The sequence below is a fragment of the Nitrospirota bacterium genome, assembly GCA_016212215.1.
GTDB lineage: Bacteria > Nitrospirota > 9FT-COMBO-42-15 > HDB-SIOI813 > HDB-SIOI813 > JACRGV01.
In genome coordinates, this window is sequence record JACRGV010000061.1 from 1 (window position 1) to 22,150 (window position 22,150).

General features: G+C 44.1%; 18 protein-coding genes. 2 read left to right on the forward strand and 16 right to left on the reverse strand.

The features are described from left to right. Window positions 1-747: 747 nt before the first annotated feature. On the forward strand, window positions 748-2,073 hold the full coding sequence (locus tag HZA08_05455) for a HAMP domain-containing protein (protein ID MBI5192871.1): 1,326 nt from the start codon (window positions 748-750) through the stop codon (window positions 2,071-2,073). Between the two features lie 511 nt (window positions 2,074-2,584). Here the strand turns inward: HZA08_05455 and HZA08_05460 are convergent. The 15 genes from HZA08_05460 to tcmP form a co-directional block, all read right to left on the reverse strand. Continuing rightward, window positions 2,585-3,175, reverse strand: a complete 591-nt coding sequence (locus HZA08_05460) for a hypothetical protein (GenBank protein ID MBI5192872.1) — start codon at window positions 3,173-3,175, stop codon at window positions 2,585-2,587. A gap of 146 nt (window positions 3,176-3,321) precedes the next feature. Further along, window positions 3,322-4,080, reverse strand: coding sequence for a glycyl-radical enzyme activating protein (locus HZA08_05465; GenBank protein MBI5192873.1), 759 nt, complete (start codon window positions 4,078-4,080; stop codon window positions 3,322-3,324). A 74-nt stretch (window positions 4,081-4,154) separates the two neighbouring features. Beyond that, window positions 4,155-4,580: a hypothetical protein gene (locus HZA08_05470; protein ID MBI5192874.1), complete on the reverse strand. Its 426-nt coding sequence runs from the start codon at window positions 4,578-4,580 to the stop codon at window positions 4,155-4,157. Window positions 4,581-4,694: 114 nt separating this feature from the next. After that, complete coding sequence (locus tag HZA08_05475; protein ID MBI5192875.1) at window positions 4,695-7,259, reverse strand: hypothetical protein; 2,565 nt, start codon at window positions 7,257-7,259, stop codon at window positions 4,695-4,697. 132 nt (window positions 7,260-7,391) lie between these two features. Further along, entirely contained in the window at window positions 7,392-8,042 is a 651-nt protein-coding gene (locus tag HZA08_05480; GenBank protein ID MBI5192876.1) for a DUF599 domain-containing protein, read from the reverse strand. A gap of 5 nt (window positions 8,043-8,047) precedes the next feature. Then, on the reverse strand, window positions 8,048-8,401 hold the full coding sequence (locus HZA08_05485; GenBank protein ID MBI5192877.1) for a hypothetical protein: 354 nt from the start codon (window positions 8,399-8,401) through the stop codon (window positions 8,048-8,050). 10 nt (window positions 8,402-8,411) lie between these two features. Continuing rightward, window positions 8,412-9,392, reverse strand: coding sequence for a metal-dependent hydrolase (locus HZA08_05490; protein ID MBI5192878.1), 981 nt, complete (start codon window positions 9,390-9,392; stop codon window positions 8,412-8,414). Window positions 9,393-9,421: 29 nt separating this feature from the next. After that, window positions 9,422-9,775: a hypothetical protein gene (locus HZA08_05495; GenBank protein ID MBI5192879.1), complete on the reverse strand. Its 354-nt coding sequence runs from the start codon at window positions 9,773-9,775 to the stop codon at window positions 9,422-9,424. Window positions 9,776-9,794: 19 nt separating this feature from the next. Next, on the reverse strand, window positions 9,795-10,010 hold the full coding sequence (locus tag HZA08_05500) for a hypothetical protein (protein ID MBI5192880.1): 216 nt from the start codon (window positions 10,008-10,010) through the stop codon (window positions 9,795-9,797). Window positions 10,011-10,191: 181 nt separating this feature from the next. Then, the gene (locus HZA08_05505) at window positions 10,192-12,870 is read right to left on the reverse strand and encodes a DEAD/DEAH box helicase family protein (protein ID MBI5192881.1); all 2,679 of its coding nucleotides are present in this window, start codon (window positions 12,868-12,870) and stop codon (window positions 10,192-10,194) included. Window positions 12,871-12,987: 117 nt separating this feature from the next. Further along, on the reverse strand, window positions 12,988-14,601 hold the full coding sequence (locus tag HZA08_05510) for a putative DNA binding domain-containing protein (GenBank protein MBI5192882.1): 1,614 nt from the start codon (window positions 14,599-14,601) through the stop codon (window positions 12,988-12,990). A 6-nt stretch (window positions 14,602-14,607) separates the two neighbouring features. Then, window positions 14,608-16,917: a site-specific DNA-methyltransferase gene (locus tag HZA08_05515; protein MBI5192883.1), complete on the reverse strand. Its 2,310-nt coding sequence runs from the start codon at window positions 16,915-16,917 to the stop codon at window positions 14,608-14,610. Window positions 16,918-17,035: 118 nt separating this feature from the next. Next, on the reverse strand, window positions 17,036-18,292 hold the full coding sequence (locus tag HZA08_05520) for a hypothetical protein (protein MBI5192884.1): 1,257 nt from the start codon (window positions 18,290-18,292) through the stop codon (window positions 17,036-17,038). A 198-nt stretch (window positions 18,293-18,490) separates the two neighbouring features. After that, window positions 18,491-19,219 (reverse strand): phage Gp37/Gp68 family protein, encoded by a 729-nt coding sequence (locus HZA08_05525; protein ID MBI5192885.1) that lies wholly within the window; start codon window positions 19,217-19,219, stop codon window positions 18,491-18,493. Next, window positions 19,209-20,132 (reverse strand): three-Cys-motif partner protein TcmP, encoded by a 924-nt coding sequence (tcmP, locus tag HZA08_05530; protein ID MBI5192886.1) that lies wholly within the window; start codon window positions 20,130-20,132, stop codon window positions 19,209-19,211. Before tcmP ends, HZA08_05525 begins: the two co-directional genes overlap by 11 nt. Before the next feature lie 92 nt (window positions 20,133-20,224). Between tcmP and HZA08_05535 the strand changes: the two genes are divergently transcribed. Then, entirely contained in the window at window positions 20,225-21,700 is a 1,476-nt protein-coding gene (locus tag HZA08_05535; GenBank protein MBI5192887.1) for a B12-binding domain-containing radical SAM protein, read from the forward strand. Window positions 21,701-21,777: 77 nt separating this feature from the next. Here the strand turns inward: HZA08_05535 and HZA08_05540 are convergent, their stop codons facing one another. Continuing rightward, on the reverse strand, window positions 21,778-21,999 hold the full coding sequence (locus HZA08_05540; protein ID MBI5192888.1) for a hypothetical protein: 222 nt from the start codon (window positions 21,997-21,999) through the stop codon (window positions 21,778-21,780). Between the last annotated feature and the right edge of the window lie 151 nt (window positions 22,000-22,150).

Below are 22,150 nucleotides of genomic sequence, written 5' to 3' on the forward strand. Positions count from 1 at the left end.
CATGACCCTCGATCCCTTCAAACTTCTCTTCCCTTCAGGGACTTCACCGCCATCAAACCTATAGTACATACAACCCCCATAATATTGGAAAGGAGGCTTACCCCACGACCGGGTTCCCACGCCTCACTGAAGGGTTACAAGAGCTTAGGGTCTGTCATGAAATAACTTGTGCATTTAGGCGCTCAGATTTCGGCCAGGTTTGAGTGCGACCGATTGAGCAAACCCGAAGGCGTAGTTGAATCTACGCTGAGGGGTTGCGATTGATAAGCACACAAAGATGGCCGGAAGTGAGATGCATAAATGTATAGGTTATTTTATGACAGACCCTTATGGTAAGCCCATGATGAAGGGCGCCTCCTGAGTTACACATTACATCATTACATCATTCAAAATATGATGTCAATTTTCCATGCATTCTCATTCTATGGTCACATAAAAGCTTATTCAGTTTTCCTGATCCATTATATGATAAAAAAGAGTTATAATAGCAGGTATCAGAATTAGAAACATCACAAAGTCGTGCATAAAGTGATTAAAGGGATAAGTGAATAATATAACCCATTAATCGGGAGAGGTGACACCTTTAACACAGCATTGACATAAATACATCACACTGCTATCCTCAACTAAGAAAAGCAGCATAGTATCCATTCATCTCTGTATAAAACCAAAAAAATATACATTTTCAAGGTCAACTCATCATACAAAAAAACATCTCACGCTAACACAGTCTGGGAGGAATGAAAGATGTCTTACAGTATTCGTAAAAAGATGCTTACAGCCTTACTGGTGATAATCTTCCTGCTTATGGCCATTGTGGGTATTATAGTCATCTATAACCAGACTGCCTATTACAAAAGCGAAAAAATGGTTGAGACAATCTCTGTGGAGATGGGTAAGGTACACAACCTCAATCAAGCTATAAAAAGTGCGTTGATGCCGGCAAATGATTACATCATCACCGGTGATAGAAAATATGAAGTCATATTTCAGCAGCAGGCAGGCACGATTGAAGTTTTTTTTAAAGACATTGAGTTCTTTATGGCCTTGCATGAGAAACAGGATTTCTATATACCCCGGGAGGTTAAAGAGGAAGAGGAGATACTGAGGGATGCACGTGTATCGTGGAAGAATATCAGTGAGGTATCTTTAAGGATTTTTGCCATACCTGAGCCTGTAGGCAGTAAAGTTGCAGAAAGGCTTATGGAAGAGATGGATTATAAATGGGGTCAACCCGTTGCAATAAGGCTTGCGAGGTGGCATGAGATAGACATGAATGAACTGACTGAGGCCGTAAAAACTCTCAAAACCGCATGGTGGCGGTCATGGTTCATAATTGGCGCCGCCTTTGTATCTTTAACCGCAGGGGGTATATCTTTCGCCTTTTTCTATTCCAACAGATTCGTAAGACCAATAAAAGAGCTGCACAACGGGGCTGACAGGATCGCAGAGGGTGACCTCGACTACCGTGTAGTGATAAAAACAGGGGACGAGATTGAGCAACTGGCCAATCAATTCAATGTAATGGGCGAGAGGGTGAAGGAATTCTATTCCGTACTTGAAGAAAGGGTCAGAGAGAGGACAAAGGAGCTTCAGTATGAAAGGGACAAGCTCACCTGCGTTTTCAATGCTATGGTGGACGGCATTTATATCGTCAACAAAGATTATGATGTTGAATACATTAACCCTGTCCTTGAAAAGGATTTCGGCCCCTACTTAGGGCGGAAGTGCTATGACTATTTCCATGACAGGACTGAGGTATGTCCGTGGTGCCCTAACCAGGAGGTGTTCTCCGGCAAAACAGTCAGGTGGGAATGGCATTCCTCTAAAAACAACAGGACCTACGACCTTATTGATACGCCTTTAAGAAACCCTGACGGCAGTGTCTCAAAGCTGGAGATATTCCGTGACATAACAGAGAAAAAACAGAATGAAGCTGAGCTTAAGGCTCATCTTAACGAACTGGAGCGTTTCAGAAATGTTTCCATTGGAAGGGAGCTCAGGATAAATGAGCTTAAAGAAAAGAATAAGGCCCTGATGGAAAAGCTGGAGAGACTTGAGAAACGGTCATAAGCGAGGGGCTCACTAAGGGGGATGAAAACCACCCCCCAATCCCCCCCTTGTTAAGGGGGGGGCATGGGGGGGTATTTTCGGATGAACCGTCATGAGCGGGGCGCTCACAAAGGGAAATGAAAATAGTAAACAGTAAGCAGTGAGCAGTAAACAGGAAAGGCAGTCTTTATCTGCTAACTGCTTACCGCTTACTGCTTACTTGGGGTCATTTTCGGATGAACTTTCATGAATGGGGCGCTCACAAAGGAGGATGAAAATTAACCACAGAGACACAAGAGGCACAGAGAAAAGATTTGAGATTTATAAATAAAAAATCTACGTGTCTCAGTGCCTCTGTGGTTAAAAACATTAGTTGATTTGATTCTGTGGCGGTATATAGAACCTCCCCCTTTGATGATAGGACTTCTGAAACATAGGAATCCTGCCTGATGTGAATAAGGCTGACATATATTTAGAAAATCACCTCCCCTTACCCCTCCTTGTAAAGGAGGGGAATATTTAGGAGATCCATTTATCCCTCTCTTTGTTCCCCTCTTATCTTAATGACTATATATAGGAAGGAGATAGCAAAATATGCCATTACTATGAGCCAGCCTGTGGAAAAGTTATGAGGATTCTTCCATGCCTCCTGCATGATTTCTCTGTTGAAGTGATATTCCTGATATGTGCCTACAAGTGTAAAGGCGGGATAGTTTAACAGGACTATGATGCTGACAGCTATGAGGACTGCGATGTATGTTGGTCTGAGATATTTCTCTTTTCCTGTTACAAGCCAGCGATAACCTATGACATGACCAATATAAGCACCAAGCACTATTGCCATAATAAACAGCGGGTAGAGCATTGCATTAAAAACATTGTATACCGGGTGCTCTACGAGTTCCGTCCAGTATAATTGTTCCCAGCCGGGCCAGCCTGTCAGGAGGTAGATGCCGGCAGGGGCAATGACAAAGCCTGCAAAGAAGACTGAGCGGAAGAGGTATTTGTAATATATGGCAGGATACCCTCCGCCCCCTGCACTCTCTTTCTTAATAAGTCTTCTGCCAAGGTCTAAAAATAATTGGCTTGCAATAAATGCTGCGGGTATGTCTATTTGTACCATTGGTTTCTCCTTTGTATCATCCGAAAATCTCCATAGCTCACCCTCCCCCTAACCCCCTCCCGTCAAGGGAGGGGGAATAAACAATGTACCCTCCGCTTGAAGGGGAGGGAATTCCCATATTTAGTCTTACTTCTTGCATCTTGCTTCTATCCTCTAACTTCTGCTCCCTGCTCCCCTCTAAGAATTCCCCTGAACATCTCATACAACTCTTCTTCCTCATCAGGTTTCATGAAGCTATCCGGCAATGGCAGCCTCTCTCTTCCGAGGCATGTATACATTGTCATTCCCATTGGGTTGTAAGGCAGGAGTGATATATTTTCAGCGCCTATACCACGCAGAAGATTAACAATGTCTGAAAGATTTTTTTGTGTTGCAGTAATGCCGGGTATAAGGGGAACTCTCGGAATAACCTGAACATCTTCCTCATTTATGAGAAGCCTCAGGTTATCGAGTATCATTCTATTAGACTTCCCTATAAACATCTTATGGTCATCTTCATCAGCAATCTTTACATCATAATAAATTACATCTATATAAGGGAGTATCTTTTTCTTAAATGTACTGTAATCAAAATAGCCTGATGTCTCAAGCAGTGTATGGATATTATTCGACTTCAGTTGATGGAGTAATTCTTCAAGATAGTCAGGATACATTGTACATTCGCCGCCTGAGAGGGTTACGCCGCCTCCTGAATAGCGGTAAAAGGAGATATCCCGCATCAGGATTTCAGTTAGTTCTTTTACTTCATAGTAACGCCCGATAGAACGGAGTCCGTGACCTGGGCACACGATTACACATTCTCCGCATTTGGTGCATTTGGGTCTGTTGATGCGGGTGTTTGAAGAACCCCATCCCCACCCTAACCCTCCCCTTGAAGGGGAGGGAATTATGAGAATCCCACTAATCCCTCAATAAGGGGCTTTTCATTGGAAGTCTTGCATCTAACTTCTAACTTCTTGCTTCTTACCTCTCCATCTGCTCAGGCCACTCCAAGCCTTTTCCCTAAGTCCCTTGCGAGGAAACCGAATTTGTAGATGTAGTTGAGGTTGCCGTCTACTTCAACCTCATTGGCGAGTATGGAGTTGAGGATGTCCTGATTTTTGGAGAATATGAAATCTCTTAATGCCTTGGCATTTTTAAAGGTTACCCTTACGTCCCAGTCTGCAATTGCAGAGTCCCTGACCTGCATATCACCATCCTTAAATATGGCAGATGCGGCTACCTTATTATCAGAGGTCCTGAAAAGGTACCTTCCCTTGAAGCCGTCTATGTTTCTCCTGTAGCCGCTTGAGAAGAAAAATGCAAGGTCCATCCCCTTGAGAAGCAGTTCAAGAAATTCATCAGTGACTTCACCATAAATTTCGTCTTTTATTTTTGTTGACCATAAATCTAAGTTTAAGCCCATGAATGTTACCTCCTTAATTTATCCGAAAATACCCATAGCCCACCCTCCCCTTAACCCCCTCCCGTCAAGGGAGGGGGAATATAAACATCGGGAGGGGGGAATAGACATACCATATCATTTCTTCTGTAACGGAAACGGTTCATAATAAACATAATTCCCATTCGAAAGCAGGTACTCTGTGCGGTCTATAATCTCTTTCTGCATCTGCGGGTTCAGGTCTTTAAAGTATGCCGTATAGCCTGAGACCCTAACGAGCAGTTCAGGATATTTGTCAGGATTTTTGACTGCATCAACGAACATATCATGCGTTGTGATATTAAACTGTATCTCCATAGCACCTGTCCCTGTACCTGCATAATCAAAGCATCCCTCTACAGAGGCAGCAAAGTTCTTCAACATCACATCCCGCTTTTCAGTGGTAGATGTCTCAGGTGTGTATTTGAGGTTAAACGCCGCCCCATTTGCGATACACTCAGCAGGTTGTTTTGCCACTGAATTGAGAGTCTTTGTAAGAACAGGTGTAACACTTGATACCGGTGTAATCCCGCTTGTGAAATTTTCACGTGCCTTGCGTCCGCTTGGGAGTGCCTTCATCAGCCTGCCGAACCCTGCATGATTTGTCATTGTCCAGTAGCCGACACGATAGCGTCCTCCCCTGTAATTCTCTTTCTCTCCAAATACCTTATCAAGCGTAGTTATAAGCCATGTCACATTCTTATCAGCCGCATCATCGTCATTACCATATTTGGGCGTCTTATCAGGGTTCATAAGCCTTTTCTGCAATATCTCATAGCCTTTAAAATCATTCTCAATCGCTGCAAGCATCTCCTTAAACGATAAGGACTTTTCTTCAAACACCACCTTCTGTATTGCACTCAGTGAATCAGCCACATCTGCAAGCCCGATAATAGTTGCACCTGAAGAATTTATTACCGCACCTCCCTGAATAACATCTTTGCCTTTTTCCATCGGGCCTTCAAACAATGCCGACAGGATAGGCGTCGGATAATAATCCTGATGCACTTTGCCGAAAATGTTATTCAGATTTGTTGCCTGAGTAACAAGCCAGCGCGCCTGCTCTTCAAATGCCTTTTGAAACTGTTCGAATGAGGTGAAGTTCACAGGACTTCCTGTCTCTTTGCTGATCATTAAATCCATCCCGGTATGCCTGTGCCTGCCGTTAAACAGTGTAAGTTCAAGCACAGATGTCAGATTGAATAATATCGCACCTGTATGCCCATAAGTCCTTCCATTACTGCACGGCTCAACACATCCGATAACACCATAATCCCTTGCATGCTCAATAGAATCACCTTTACCGGTAAGCGCCCTGATCACGGCTTTATCATTATGAATGGCCGGCGTCGCACGGGTGGTCACATTCACCTCACACAGCCTTTTCAGATACTCAGTAGAGTTAATCCCATTGTAATACCTTGCATTAAGATTAGGGTCACGCAGCATCATAAGTTCAGTTGCCCTCAACATTACATAAGTCAGGTCATTTACCGCATCCTTACCCTCTTTATCAACTCCGCCTATGGTAATAGCCTGATTGGAACCTGTGCCGCCGAATAACTGTTCTCCTGCATCAGGTATTGTTGGGACATGGTCGCCTATCTTAATCCAGAGGCATGAGATTAATTCAATCGCCTGTTCTATGGTCATTACATTATTATCAATATCATGCCTGTAGAGGTTATAGAGAACCTGGTCAAGCCTTCCAAGGCTCAGCCCCACATTGGGATTTTCAAGGTGACACGCTATCCAGCAGATCCAGATAGTAGTCAACCCCTCACGGAATGTCCTTGCAGGATACTCCGGCACATGACTATTTACCTCGTATATGTTGAGGAGTTCATTCTTCCGCGTGCGGTCAGTCTCAACAGCAGCCATCTCCTTTGCCTTATTTGCAAGGTTTCTGGAATATGCAATAATCCCTTCAAGCACCTCTGAAATGGCCTTATAAAACTCCTTCTGCGAGGTATCAGAAGTCTTACTGCCCCTGTCTTTGGCATCATCAATTACTGCCCTAAGCCCCTCATTGATTGCCCTTGAAAAATCCGGTATTGTGTGAGAAATACAGTTCGGTTTACTGGCCAGAAAAAATACAATGCGTTCCAGGAGCTTCATCTCCGGTGCATATTTATCAATCTTTAATTTTGTACGGTTCTCCTCAAACATCCGTTTCCTTGCAAGTTCTGAGATGTTGTTTTCCATCCAGTATGGAAAGATATTGTAGTTAAGCTCCTTTGCATCGTCCTCACTGATATAAAAGGGATTATTAGCCCGTTTTGTAATAGTCCATAACTCAGGCCACAAGGCCAGGGCAAGAAACTCAGGATAAAGCGGCACACCCTTGAACTTAGTTGTAGTAGAACCTGCAAACAATGAATTATCATTAAACTCAAAAGGTATCATCCCCTTCTTGAAACTCTTGTTGTTCCATACGATGGCCTTGCGATTAGACAAGACATAGCGGTACAGCCTTGCCTTATCAAGTATGCTTATCTTGGGCCGCTTAAAAAGGCCCTCCTGCAGACTAAACTGTGTTACAAGATGCGGCCGCTCAGTACAAATCTCCGGCATCGCCTTAAAATAGGCCACCCTCAAATCATTTGCCCGTTTAGTGAGGTCAAAATCTTTTAATGATAAATCCTTAAAAGTGATTTCCGGCATAAGTCACCTCCTTGTTATTGTCAGCCTGCATTATCAAAACCGATTTATCATGCTAAGGGTCTGTCATAAAATAATTCGTGGTCAAATACTTTTTTAGGTTTATAGATTCATCTGCCGCATTTTCAGCGTCAACTACTTACCGTAATCAAGCTTTAGGCATAGAAGCAGTACAAGTATCGTAAGCGCGAAAAAAAGCCACGGCCCCAGAAACCATGCCATCAGGGGGATGGTGTAATAAAATCCTCTTATTCCGAAGGTGTAGTGTATTCCTGCTGTTGAGAACATCTTATGGATATAGTCAACCGCGCTCATCCCCATTGTGTCTTCAATTGTAGCAGGAGATGCCCCTATCAGGATAACTAGATAGTTCAGGAGACGTATGCATAAAGAGAAATTTAACAGCGAGAGCAGAAACATTACAATAAGTGCACTAAGTTTAATAAATATAATATAATCATCAATTGTGATTGTCCCCCTGCCCCTGACTATCCCCGCTGTCTGTTCTATGTTAAATACGAGATAGAGTATACTGCCGATAAACACGATACTTGATGACGCAAGGAATGAGGCGGCCATGTGGATATTCCGGAGTGTCTGAACCGCTACAATAGCATTACCGGGATTAAGCATGTTCTCAACCCATGTTCTTCTTATAATGTTTATCTTCCCTTTAAATATGTTCTTAGGCAGTCTTGCTACTCTGTAGTAATAAAAAATATGATAAAATAGTGTGCAGAATATAAAGAAGCCTAATGCAACTGTATCGAACGCATTAAAGATCATATTTTTTATAAATCAATCTCATGTAGTAACTTATCATGATATACCTCAGGATGCCTCTCTTTTGGAGCGAGTTCTGTAATCTTGGAGCCGTACTGCAGTGCCTCATCATGATGACCAATATACCATAGCCTGAGAGGGCCGCTGTCCGAGGATTCAAATATCACTCTGTATGTCTCATCCACCCTACATTCCATGATACCCTTTCTGCCTGTCTTCAATTGTTTTACCTGAAGTGACGGGTGACGGTCATTCTTAAGCAGCAATATTACACACTTCCAAATCTTGGGTTGAATATTCTTTGGAATCCTGAATGCATTCAGGACAAAATCATCTGTTAAAATTAAACTATCTTCTGCCATATTTAATGGATCATAACATTTCGTTATTCAGGTTAATTGTTGTAAATTTCTCCAATAATACTACACCTTCATTATTAAATTCCACTATATAAGTAAAAGGTACCCTTCCCATCTGCATATCAAACCTCAGGTCTACAAACTCTACAAGATGATTCCCATTTACCGCTATCCTTTCCATAACAACAGGAAATCTTGCAAACCACAAATAAAACCTTACGCCTGACTGTTTAAGGGCCTTCTCAACATAAGGAGAATCGGGCCATTTCTTCCACACCATATTTTTAAGGATATTTCCTCCTGAGGTATTATTTTCATTTATAAAGCTCTGATAAAGGGAGTCTCCGGTGTCTATCAATACCTGCCATTTAAAAGGTGAGAAGGGTTGTGGTATTGCTGCAATTGTATAATGGGTAAGGACATCCCGGCCTTTTTCTTTGAATAGCATTTCCGCCGCAGTAACGGCTTTGTGATGATTAAACATGCAAAGACCTGTATAACCTATAACAAGTCCGATAGATAAAATGGCAAGTTCTCTTTTATAATTTTTAAAATAAAAAGCAATAAGAAGCGGGATGAGCATCGCACCGGTAAACCATGGGTCAATAATGAAAATAAGGTCCCATGACATGCGTTTATCTGTCCAGGGGCTGAATGCCATCGTGCCGAAAGATGTCATAAGGTCTAATATTATATGACTTAACAGGGATAGAAAACATAAGAGGTAAAAAAATATATACCCCTCTTTTTTTCTGAAGACCCGTTGGAAGATGAATGCCAGAATAAGGCTGTATACCGGAAGTAATATTAAGGAATGTGTAATTCCCCTGTGGTAGCGAAGAAAAACTTCTTCACCAAAATACCTGAGGAGAATATCAGAATCAGGAGATAATGCTGTAAGCAAACCGGTAACTGGACCCAATTTTTTAAGACTATTGGAAAAGCCGGCCCTCGCTATTACAATGCCTGCTAAACCATGTGTAACAGGATCCATAAATTAACAGTTTGTTTTAAACAGCCAGCCTATCCCTCATATTTAGAAAACAGGATACTGCAAATCCTCTCGTGTTCATCGAATATTTCGGGGGAGGCTTCTTTTATTGAAGTGACATCTATCTTCTCCTCTATTATGCTTTTGACCTGTTTCAGGTCATCAAGATTAGGAAACTCAAAATCAACATTAATAGAGTTGAACGCTTCACCGGCATAATCGTAAATTGTCCTTCTGACATCATCCTCTGAGGGTTTCTTACCTTTTGCAGAGAGGTAATTCATCATAGTTACAATAAAACAGGCAAGCATACCCTCTCTTGTGGTCTTATTCGATAGTACCCGTTTTGACAGCTTTTCTTTAAGAATATCTGCAGCAAGCTCCATTTAGTACCCTCTCTAAAAATCAATGAAAAGACTCTTCTTCAAAGTCTGCACATTCCATAACTATTACCTCAAAGACAACGTCTTCAGGAACAAAGACAGAATCATTTTCTTCATCTTCCTGTATCTCACGTAATTCCTCAAGCCCCTCATCGAGCGACTCCAGTTCTGCAGATGTATCTAACTCCGTTGGAACAAGACAGTTTGATGAATGTTTACACTTAGAACATAAATTCATCCCTGAAATTCTCCTTTCTTAGGGTCTGTCATAAATAACCTATACATTTATGCACAAGTTATTTCATGACAGACCCTTGATAAATGTGCTATATGTTAACTCAAGAAAATACAAAAGTAAAGGGTTTGAAAGGGGGGTAAAACGGGTTATAAAGAATGGAATTAATAAGTTTGATGTTTTTCTACTTATATTCTGTAAAGCTCCCAACCAGTTCACTGAAAGATGCGGGTCTGTATTTATTAAAGCCCTCCTCATCTACGTAAACAAAATCATACCTCACGTCTGCTTGCACTTTATTGATGTCTTCACACCACTGCCGCAGCCGTTCCATCTTCAACGGTACGTCCATATCTTCCTGTCCCTTGGTCTCGACAATGTAAACCTCTCTATCTGATACCTTGACCAGAAAATCCGGGTAGTAATTGGAAATGTCGCCGTCCGTGTTTACATAATCCAGTTTGAAATGAACAGCAAGATAGTTCTTGGCAAAGGAGACCACATCATCACAACCTTCCAGAAATTGTGCAAACAACAGTTCAAAATGACTATCCCCGATGATCTTGTTGAATACACTTTTTTTCGGGATCAGATACCCCTGGTCCTTTGCCACAAAGGGGCGTGTCTGTCTCAACTTGATGGTATCCCTAATCTCAGCATCACCTTTATCCTGAATGGTCAGCGCGTTGATTGCCTTCTTTAATGTTTCGATTAATGTCTTAGTTGCGGATAGCTCCGACAGGTTACGCAGGGTGTTCGGATCATTGAGATCAACCTCGCGGTCGAACAACTGTTTTTGTACGAACTCCTTAACCTTTCCGTAGAGCACATCATAACCGCTGACTAAACGCAAATCCTTCATGATGGTCTGCGCAAAATACCCGATGACGCTTCGGAAGTCAGCGACACCTGCCGTATCCAGAATAGTCGTGTGCGTCTTCTCCCCGGTTGTAATGTCCTTGAAGACAATCTCCCGTTGCTCCTCTTTGCTGAACTGTTGATAGGCCACTTTGTTATCAGTAAAAGTACCCATATCCAGATTTACAAGATTCTTATATTCTCGATACACGCGGGGGCTCAGTACCGGCACTTCGATGTCCAGCGTCTCAATGTCCTTCTTTTCATTCTCCTTATCAATCTCGACCACCAGTGGTGTCTTGGGTTGGGTGCCCTCACCCATCGGCTTACGTTCCAGTACCACGCCCTCAGCCTGAATGGATTCCACAAACTCCATAAAGGCATCTGTGCCCACCACGCTGACAAATTCCTCTATGCCGCCGGGATACATTTTTCGCAGACCTCGCCCCAGTGTCTGCTCGGGGAGAATATTGCTCTTGGCCGAATAGGCACGCAGGCCCACAATAGTGGTGACGTTGCGCACATCCCATCCCTCCTTGAGCATGAGCACGGAGACGATAGCCTTGTATGGGCTTTCCATACTGTCAATCTCATTAGCCTGTTTGCGCAGGAGTTCCAGCGCCTCCTTCTTCTTGCCTGTAGCCGATTCGGAAATCTCTCCGTTGTCCTTGGTATGAATCACCAGAACAGCATTTTTCAAATCAGGGTATGTGCCCTCCAGATACTCAGCCACGTCGTCGCAGTTCCTCGTATCGTCGGTCATGATGAAAAGGATTGCCTTCTTACCTAACTTCTCATGCTCTGCATAGGCATTACGCCACTCGACTACGCCTAAGTGGATATAATCAGCATGCTTCTCGGTATACTTTGCGCTCTGACGTTCAACCAGCTTTGCACGGCTGGGAGCATCAGGCAACACCGGATGCTTAACCACGTTTTGCGAGATGGCCTCCACCAGCGGGTAATCAGCCACTGTCTGCACAAAGATCGCCCCGTTGTTATGCCTGGGCGTGGCTGTCACGTCCACCTGCAGGGACAGTGCGTCCCCCTTCTGCTTCAGGCGGTTGTGGATGTCCTCTATGGACTTAAACCAGGCTAAGCGGTTGTCATGGATATGATGCGCCTCATCGTTTAGGACCACCAGTTCATCAATGTCCCGCACAATCATACCCAAGTCCACCTTTGAATCGGTGGTCGCCCCGGTGGGGCGCTTACCCAGGAAATAGTCCATGGTGTTTTCATCATCCGATGAGGGAGGAATATCATCACCGGCATAGACACGGTGGATGTTAGTAAGAAAAATATTCCCCGTGGGCCGTGTGATGCGAACCTCATCCTGAAGGTGCAGGGTAAGCTGAAAATCATCCCGCCAGTTGCGTCCGTCTACACCCTCATCCGGTAATACCGGGTCTGCAAAAAAGATGCGCAGACCGCTGAAGTCCCGGTAGATGCGGTCAAGCACTATGATATTCGGGGTGATCACCAAAAAGTTACGTGCCAGTTCCGATTCCGGCTCATACAGTTTATGAAAATAACTCCAGGCCAGCACCAGACTCATTACCTTGGTCTTGCCCGTGCCGGTAGCCATCTTTACCACGAAGCGCCGCCACGTCTCATCGAACATTCCTGTCGAGACAGCACCGGAACTATCAAATCGCATCAGGTCATATTTATCCTTCACACCCACCACTTCGTAGAGATAGATGATCGTCTCCACGGCCTCCCGCTGGGCAAAATAATACTGGAACTCCGTCATGATGCCATCGGCCTGCGGAAGCAGGTGCGGGGTATTGAACCACCAGTTAAGGAGGCTCCGGCTGGTGTCGGAAGCCTTCGCATAACCCTTATCACGCCATACCTTCACATGTTTTCTCAGTTCCGGTACCAGCGGCGGCAAGAGCTTTTCAAAGCTCGATGCACGGAGCGCCTCATCCGCCGGAAACCAGCGATGCTCAGGGAGGAGTATTTCATGAGGTGATTCAGAAAATTTAGGATGTAGTGCCATAGTTTATAGCTTTAAAACAAATTTTAAATTTAATTTATATTTAAATCTAAAACACTTAACCATTTGATATTTAAAAGTATTTAAACTTGTATAGACTATTTTAAATTTAATTTATATTTAATTAGCAAGTGTCCAATATCCTGTTCTTCGCGGTCCTACAAACCTTATCTTTCTTTCACGCTTAAGCTCCTGCAGTAGATTTGATATATCCTGAGGCTTCAATTCCTGAAAGGCAAGCTGTAAATCGTGAAGATACCCTTTATTTTTCCCTAAATGTTTTATAATAAGTTCTTTATTCTTTTCCCGTAATAGTCCGGTCAACTTGGTATGAATACCCACCTTCCCTTCGTGGGCATAATAAGTATGGGAAAGGATGTATTTAGCTCCCCTTGTTTTCCCTACCTGTTCGATTATACCCATGTCCAAAAATTTTTTCCTATTCTCTACCTCTGATACAGGCTGTTTTTCCCGTATCTTTTCCAATTCATAAATCTCATCAAACGTTAAGAGAATCTGTCTTGAATTAATAATTTTCTCTAAAAATAAAATAAAACTCTTGTCCTTAACCTGTGCAGGGATCCGTAGGCAAACAGAAAATGCATCACTTTTTGTCAGGTCAGGCAGCCCTTTTCCTTCCTTAATTGTGTGTTCAAATATATCATCCATTCCCTGTCCGGAGCGTTCAACCAACCCGGCTTTCTCAAGTGTCTCCGCAATACAACGGTTTCGCCAATATCTCCTGTAAAGTATATTATCAATTGTGATGCCAGGTGGAAACCCGCCAGGACTCTCAATGACAAACACTTCCGGTGAGGCATTTATAAAAATAGACTGGCTACTGATGGTATAGTCTCTGTGAGCTACAGCATTGAGGACGGCCTCACGAACAGGTTTTTCGCTGAAGGCAAAAATCTCCCGCTGAAAGAGTCCCTCCTGAAAGGGAGTCCGGATGTTCCTTGCGTTGATGGTCTCCCATATTTCATCACAAATCTTGAAAAAGGGCTCACGCCAATTCTTACGAAAATCGTGGGCAGTCTTTTTTACATCCTGCCGCCATTCATAGATAATCTCACTGCACGGCAAAAACTCATCAATCTTTTCCTTCTTGCCAAACAGTATTAGTGCCGCATAGCTAATGCCCTTATCTGTAAACAAACCAACAGCACGTAAGGTCTTATCATTTGAAAAAGAGAGATAATCCTTACGATTAGCCTTTTCAGCCCATCGTTTTTTAAAGTTCTCCATGGCTGATTCATCCATGTCTTTCAAAGTCAATCCTTCAACAATCCGGCTGGACATATCAGGGTCAGATTCATTGAGAATCCTTTTTAATGTCATCTGGTCCATTTCAACCAGTGACTCACCTGCCCGCATAGGGTAATGGTAATTCCCTGTTGAACGGATTGCCTGACCGGATGGGCGAGGCGGTACATGAAAAATCAATACGCGTCCCTTCGGGTGAATTAACTCCTCCACATCAATCCTGATTCTGATATTAGAGAGCAGCTCATTGGAAAGTTTATTGTAGGTTCCTTCAAACGCCTTTGTTCCTACAACTTCCCGATTGTCATTCACTCCAAGAATCAGCCTCCCTCCGCCCTCATTGGCCAATGCAGCACAATAATCCGGAAGATCCCTCTCCCTGCTAAAGCTGTTTCTGGCGGTTTTAAATTCCAGAGTCATATCTTCAGGCCGTTTCAGCCATGTATCAAATTCTTTAATCGTAGTCATATTGCATTATACATTCACTTCAATAATCTTCATGGTATCATTCCCAAAAATGTCCACCACCTTCACTGCAATTTTGCGCCGCCCAGGTATGCATTCATGGAAAATACTTCGCAATTCCAGTGAGCGGTCTTTTCTTGTGCGGAAGGACTGCCACTCGTTCTCAAATACATAATCCCCGGTCCAGACCTCTTCAAATCCTCCCTCACTCCCCCCTTTGACAAAGGGGGGTTGGGAGGGATTTATCGGGACGCTAATGATCTCCCGCTTGCTCTCAAAATTGAAATCCACTGCCCAGTAATCCACCCAATCTGTCCAGTGCTGAGTGAGTACCTCACGGCTGATGATGCCGTCCTTATCCTTGCTGACCTTCACGATCTGGCCTTCTTCAACGACGATCTTGTTCCCCTTGTCTTTCAGGGCAGCTTCAGCGGCAGCGATAGAATCCTGAGAATAGAAGACCGAGAAATCGGTTAATTCGACAGCCACCCCCCTCATTCCCCCCTTTGCAAGGGGGGACGAAAGGGGGGTGAAATGCGGCTTAACCTCTATAAAAGACACATTATGGAATACAACCTGATTCTTTTCAACCGCCCGTTTGTCGAACACTTCTGCGGGAATGTATTTGGGCGCTATATCAATGCCCTTGGCCCTGGCCTCATCCAGTACGTTGGGAAACAACCCCATCTCGAACTCAAAGGCAAGGATGTCCACCTTCGTGATGTGCTTCTGCCGGCACTCTAAGATGACCTCTTCCACAAACAGGCGCGTCACCGGCAGATTGACTGGACCCACTGCCACCAGCCGCCCTGCCTTCTTGCCGTGGAAGGTGCGAAAGCCCTCAATCTTCTCAGCCCGATAAGCTCGCAGGATCAGGTCAAGGAAGTCCCTCTCCTTTTCCTCAAGTTGTTTTCGCTTTTCCTCTTCCCGCAGGTTCGGGTTGACGCCGATGTAGTGCTGACGTTCATACTTGCCGAGGTTCAGGATTTCAAAGGCGCGGTAAGACATACCCTCTTTCTTGAGTTCCCGCTGCACACCGATCATGCGCTTGCGTGTGGTGTGGATGGCAAACTTGCCTAAGTCGGTAACGATCCACTTACGCCCCAATTTTTCCGCTACGGCAGCAGTGGTACCGGAGCCGCAGAAGAAATCAGCGACAAGGTCGCCTTCGTTGGAAGAGGCTTGGATGATACGTTCGAGCAGGGCTTCGGGCTTTTGTGTGCCGTAGCCCAGCCGTTCAATAGCCATCGGGTTAACAGGAGGAATATCATCCCACAGGTTTTGAATTGGAAGCCCAAGAGTTTCATCAACATATCTTTTCAAACATGGTGTTCCAGTTTTGGTATAGGCAATTTTCCCCGCACGTTCAAACTCCTCCATTTTTGCCTTAACATAGGCCCACGTTCTTGATTTCGCCGGCCATTTCCCCTTCCACTCATAAATAAGATTTCCGCCATCTCCATGTTTAGGTGCATCCAGTGGAATTAGTCGGAAAAGCTTACCGTTTTCATCCTTCTTTTTCCAATGAGAGTCTAAATATTCTTGAGAATAAGGAACGTGAACTGGATTCCATATTGGTGCTTCAGCTTTCACATAGTAATGAATAGTATCAGTTATTATGCCGCACCGACCGGGATCATTATGTGCGTTGGCACGCCTCCAAGTAATTTCATTTCTATGATTACTCTTTCCGAAAATTTCATCCAAAATCAATCTTATATATGCAGTGACTCTGTAGTCGCAATGCACAAAGATAGAGCCATCCTCGAAGAGTAAATCCCGCATCAGCACCAGCCGCTCGTAGATCATGGCGATAAAGGAGTCCGCACCCTTGCCCCATGTATCCCTGTAGGCCAGTTCCTCCAGCATGTTCGGTTTCTTGGTGAAGGTGTCGCCGCCAATCTCTATGTCCATAGAGAAATCCGCACCCACGTCAAATGGCGGGTCAATGTAAATCAGCTTGATGCCGCCCTGCTTTTCAATCTCCTCCCCCAGCGGCCCGTTCTTGAGGCTTGAAAGGATCAACTTGTTATCGCCCCAGATGAGTTTATTGGTCCAGCCTTTGAGCTGACGCCCCGAAGAAACATCAAACAGATCCGGCTGGAGTCTCAGTTCCTTTTCCGAGCGCGGTTCATCCACCTGCTCGATGGTCTGAAATGGCAGAACGATATTACAGACCTCGTTGGTCTTACCGTTCCAGACCAGCTCAACTTCCCGCTTCTCCTCAAACAGCAGAAAGCGATAATAGTCCGGCAGCGGCTTATCTGCCTCCAGATAACGCATAATCTCCTGCTTTTCCTGTTCCGTCAGTCGAGCCATGAATCTCCTCAACGTTCTTTAGGCATCCACTCACACACGAGTTGAGGATACCTCAGCTATCTAACTACAATCAAGCAAGCATTTATGCCACGAGTCACCCAATAGCACAAGCTACTTGTTAGGCAACATATATATTAAATACGAATACATTAACAATTATTTGCCGGAGTTCGTCTTCGTTTGAGGTGAGTACAAAACGCCATTCCCCATCACCTTTCTGCCCAAGGTCTTTCTTAAATTTTGGATGTTCCCGAAATGTTTCGGGTACCTTAGTAAGCAACTCTGTAAACTTTGCATTATGTTTATTAAAAATAACGATAGCTGCCTTGCAGTCACGCCATGTGAGATAACTCAGCAATTGATTAACAGCTAAGGTTAATTCTTTATGGCCATGCCACACCTTGCACTCCGCAACAAAGGCGGCGCGGCTTTGGTCTTCAATACGAATATCAGTTTTGCCGACTCGCCGAAATGTTTCCCCAGTTGCCTCACCTTCATAATGCCCGTTCAGGTGAGCAAGCATAATATCTCGCAATTCTTCCTCATCATGCACGGCATATGTTTTCGGCGTAGTCTCGAACGTGCGACCCTCGTGGCGAATCACAGACAGAATATGTTCAAAGTCTTCATTTGTGATCCCTGGTTCTGGTTTGAATCCAGATTTTGGATGTGGTGGCAGCGGCTTAGCCAATTTTCTTTTAATTGGAATCAATTCAATAGATGGGACACCTCCACGTAGCTTTAGAGGAATTCCTAAGAGATCAACTATACCATCGTGTGTTTTCAGTCGCTCCTTTCTTGCGTGAATTGAGCGTCTGATGTTTTCAGGGGCTGTTGTGTTAAACTGCTCAACCTGTGTCTTCTGAGATTCAAGATAGAATCTAATGCATTTTATCTCACTATCGAGTTGCTGCTTTATTTTCTCGGGAGCTGCATCCGTTGGCTGTTCAATAACAATATCCAGATGACCTATCCCATCATTGGCCGGTTGTCTTACATCCGCCATTGGAAATACAGATTGCCACCGATTGGGTTTTAACTTCCAGAGATTTGGATCGCCTGTATATGGAATACTCACCACAACACGAATCCCTGAAACATATATTGGCCCTCTGTCCCCGAAGGGGTTTCTGTAGGGATAATGGCTTACGTCAACCTTTGTTTCGTGCTGCTCCATCTCCATTGATTCTTCGTGGAGTAAGATTGGTTCGACCTCAAGTTGGGCATAAACATATTCGACCAAATCGTCTTCCGGTGTCGCCATGAGCTGATCCTTGGGAATTGCATCAATCTTAGCTGAAATCTTGTCAAACTGATTCCTCAATGTAGCGTCAAGATCCCCTTCACAAAACAAAGCATTATCTCTCCGGTACAATCTCGTTTCCTCCGTGCATTATATCTCACCCTAACAATATGCTTACGCGGCTGGGTAAGGCGGCAGCGTCAACCCTGTCGGCTCAAATTAGATGTTATCGGGACAAAGGGAGCATATTTGTTTTATATGAAAATTGAAAATAATTCTGTCCCTGTTTCTCTCAGTCCCTGTTTCTCAGAAAGTTTCTTTTCCTTATTATTATTCAACACCCACCAGCAAACGCCTGGGCATTTGATCCCATGTCCTGCCTTCAAGCACTCGGCCTGTCTTTTTCTTGTTTACCCCTCCCCACTGCTTAAAGAAAAAAGGGACCTTTGACGTTTCGCACTGGTCACGAATATCCAGTACCCATTTCGGATCCATAAGTCTGGCTCGATGTCCCGACTCGCCTCCCACGATTACCCAGTTGATACTCCTCAGGTTCAGGTCTGGCAATGGTCCCAGGAGTGGTTCAAGCGACAGGAATTTGATATTCGAGCGGGTTTCCCGAAGATGCTCAATACGGAAAGTGTAATCCTGACGTTCTACACTGACCCCCATCCAGATGTTTGACGCCCATAGCAATTGACTGTCCAGTTCGAGCAGCCTTTCCGACCTCTTTGTAAGAATCTGGTAAGTATGCCAGTTGGCTCGATTCATCACATCGAAGACCTTCTGAATAAACTGGATAGGGATATCCTCGTGGAAAAGGTCGCTCATGGAGTTTACGAAGATCATTTGGGGCGTCTTCCAGGTGAGCGGTAGTTCAAGGGCGTGATCATGGAGGGTCAGGTGAAAACCATTCGCATAGTTTGGCTGCCCCATGGCGTTGAGTCTCTTTGCCAGTCGTTCAGCATAACAGTGCTTGCAGCCTGTGCTGATCTTTGTACAACCCGTAGCCGGGTTCCATGTGGACCCGGTCCACTCTATCGCTGAGTTAGCGGCCATGAATAATCCCCTTATCTTTATACTTTTTGAAAATAGACCGGGCAATTTTGTCGCCAGTACTATTGTGAGATGCAAAGAATAGATAATAGATCACCGCTCCATTGCTGTTTCTCATGGGCAATGGTTCAGGAACGTACTTGAATCCAGCAACCTCCTGGAGTCGTTTTCTGTATGCCTTCACAATATCTTCATTAGAAGCCTTACTCTCTATGTCGCCGAATAGACCAGGCTCAGTGGTGTATCCAGCTTGCTCCCATGAGTCGTCACCCCAAAATGACCGCATCCGCTCGATCTGTGCGGCAGCCACTTTGCCCCGGTTATGCAAAAAGACGTTCATGTTGGCATCCATAATCATGAAATTAAGAAAGATCTCTATACTCCTCATCTGCCCAGCGGTCTGAACTACATTCCAATTTGGATTTAGTTTGTAAGGATCAAGAAGACAAAGCGCCCTGTGATAGTCTTCATAGCGGCACTGTGGAAAAACTTGATCCAGCAGAATAGAGTTACAATCGCCATGATAAACTGTCACATCGGATCGCCCTGCAGCAAGTTTCTGAAGACTATCAGCTCGTTTCCTATGGAGGTCAATAAAGTGATAGTGGGAAAAACCCGGCTGTAGATTAAGTGCAATTGATGGACTTCCTTCGATTTCCTGGCCAGAAGTTTTGGAAATGTGCATACCGATACCGGCAAATCCATCTATGTAGGAATAATGGTTGATATGCCTCTGTTGGCTGAGAATTGAAGCATAGGCATCCGAGTAATCACGGAGGATACTCAGCTTTATCTCAGTCCAATAACCAACGACATCGAGACCTGCTTCAGGCATAGGAAACTCCTTCACTGAAAAGATGGTATTGATAGTTAATTTTCCTGAGAATAAAGTATCAGGATGAGATTTTGCTGTCAATAGAGATATAGCTTTCCTAAATATAGCTTGTTTGAAAAAGAGGTGTGAGTTGATATATCGGGAAGGTTTGTGTTAGCATTCAGGTCAGCGTCATGAAGATTGCACTTATTATTCCCAGAAACGGATTGGAAAATGAACCAAGTTTTTACGACTTAAAGTTCGTATCGTCTTTCCTGTTTTCCAGAAAATATTTTTCATACCTTTTAGCTATACCGACACTGGTATCGCTGACCCCGCCAGGACATGATATACGTGTGTTTGATGAGAACATAGAAGATATTGACTATAATTGGGATGCGGCCCTTGTCGGGATTAGTGTCAGGACTATGTTTGCACCGAGGGCGTATGAAATAGCGGATAATTTCAGAAAAAGAGGTATCAAAACAGTACTGGGGGGGATTCATCCCTCCTTTTGCCCGGACGAGGCCATTGAACATGCTGATGCAGTTGTTGTCGGTGAGGCTGAAGGCATCTGGCCGGAACTTCTGCAGGATGTCCAGAATGGCATACTCAGAAAGATATATAAGGCAGATGGTTATGCCGGTCTCGCTTCTTCATCAGGGGCTGTCCGATCTCTTATGTCCCGGAATCGTTATTTAGCCGACATTGTGCAAACAACAAAAGGGTGTCCCTATTCCTGTGAATTCTGCTCAGTCTATGCCTTTGACGGCCAGAAGATCAGGAACAAACCGATTGACATTGTTTTAAGGGAGCTTAGGGATATTCATGGGACAGATGCACAATTCAAGAAAAAGTCTATTTTCTTTGCCGACGACAATATCATTGCCAATAAGAAGTATGCCATTGAACTATTCAGGGCGCTTCAAACATACAAATTAAACTGGTCATGCCAGGCATCAATTAATATCTCACAAGACGATGACCTCCTGAGGTTAATGAAAGATAGCGGATGCGGTTCGATTCTGATTGGCCTCGAATCGGTCTCATCACAAAACCTGACACGTATGAACAAAAAAATAAACCTTAGATTCAATTACCTGGATGCTATTAAGAAGATACAATCATTCGGCATCCTTGTTCATGGATCCTTTATCCTTGGCAGTGACTTTGATGATCTGTCGGCCTTTGATGAACTCATCCATTTTATCAAAGAGGCAAGGCTCCTAATGCCTCTGATCAATATCCTTACTCCCTTTCCGGGAACGGAGTTACACAAACGCATGGATGCCGAGGGACGCATATTACACAAAGACTGGAGCAGGTATGACGCCCGGCATGTTGTGTTTAAACCTGCACTGATGAGTCCTGAAGAGCTGACAGAGGGTTATAAAAAGGTTATAAGAGAAGTCTATTCTTTTGAAAGCATTTACAGCAACCTTCAATATTACTGGGGTTTGGATTTCTGGAGTCATTCCAATAAAGTGGACCCCATCCGATTCAAATTCCGTGTGCTTTTTGCGGCAAGATTATTTACATTGATTGGTTATAAAAAACCGGATAGAACAAAATTCATTATTAAGATATTCCCGAAATTATTTGACCAACGTGTGCGGCTATCTACAGTCCTTACCTTGATGACCTACAATGACTTTGCTTATTCAGTTTAGCCGCGTCATAAGAATCCGCTGTCAATAGATGCTGTGTAGATGTCAGGAAAGGAATGGAAGCGGAGTCTATAACGCTCTTATTTATCTTCAAATAGTATAAGTTCCCAGTCAAAGGATGTCATATCGTGTCTCAGGATGTACATAGAACCATCGTCTCCCCGAACCTTGAAGTAACGGTGGTCAGTGGCAAGCCACCGGTCGAGGACTTCAGCGACTTCAATCACCCGCACTCCAAGAATAAGTCGCCGCGGAGTTTCTTCTCCCATGTAACCGGAATAGCACTCGACCTGAATTATCATAGACTTGTCGTCATCCGAAAATGACCCCAAGTAAGCAGTAAGCGGTAAGCAGTTAGCAGATAAAGACTGCCTTTCCTGTTTACTGCTCACTGCTTACTGTTTACTATTTTCATTTCCCTTTGTGAGCGCCCCGCTCATGAAAGTTCATCCG

Coding starts and splice junctions, on each gene's coding strand:
- HZA08_05525 (MBI5192885.1), bottom strand. CDS start 19,219: ATGGCCGCTAACTCAGCGATAGAGTGGACCGGGTCCACATGGAACCCG.
- HZA08_05480 (MBI5192876.1), bottom strand. CDS start 8,042: ATGATCTTTAATGCGTTCGATACAGTTGCATTAGGCTTCTTTATATTC.
- HZA08_05540 (MBI5192888.1), bottom strand. CDS start 21,999: ATGATAATTCAGGTCGAGTGCTATTCCGGTTACATGGGAGAAGAAACT.
- HZA08_05515 (MBI5192883.1), bottom strand. CDS start 16,917: ATGGCTCGACTGACGGAACAGGAAAAGCAGGAGATTATGCGTTATCTG.
- HZA08_05495 (MBI5192879.1), bottom strand. CDS start 9,775: ATGGAGCTTGCTGCAGATATTCTTAAAGAAAAGCTGTCAAAACGGGTA.
- HZA08_05510 (MBI5192882.1), bottom strand. CDS start 14,601: ATGACTACGATTAAAGAATTTGATACATGGCTGAAACGGCCTGAAGAT.
- HZA08_05500 (MBI5192880.1), bottom strand. CDS start 10,010: ATGAATTTATGTTCTAAGTGTAAACATTCATCAAACTGTCTTGTTCCA.
- HZA08_05490 (MBI5192878.1), bottom strand. CDS start 9,392: ATGGATCCTGTTACACATGGTTTAGCAGGCATTGTAATAGCGAGGGCC.
- HZA08_05505 (MBI5192881.1), bottom strand. CDS start 12,870: ATGGCACTACATCCTAAATTTTCTGAATCACCTCATGAAATACTCCTC.
- HZA08_05460 (MBI5192872.1), bottom strand. CDS start 3,175: ATGGTACAAATAGACATACCCGCAGCATTTATTGCAAGCCAATTATTT.
- HZA08_05535 (MBI5192887.1), top strand. CDS start 20,225: ATGAAGATTGCACTTATTATTCCCAGAAACGGATTGGAAAATGAACCA.
- HZA08_05470 (MBI5192874.1), bottom strand. CDS start 4,580: ATGGGCTTAAACTTAGATTTATGGTCAACAAAAATAAAAGACGAAATT.
- HZA08_05485 (MBI5192877.1), bottom strand. CDS start 8,401: ATGGCAGAAGATAGTTTAATTTTAACAGATGATTTTGTCCTGAATGCA.
- HZA08_05455 (MBI5192871.1), top strand. CDS start 748: ATGTCTTACAGTATTCGTAAAAAGATGCTTACAGCCTTACTGGTGATA.
- HZA08_05475 (MBI5192875.1), bottom strand. CDS start 7,259: ATGCCGGAAATCACTTTTAAGGATTTATCATTAAAAGATTTTGACCTC.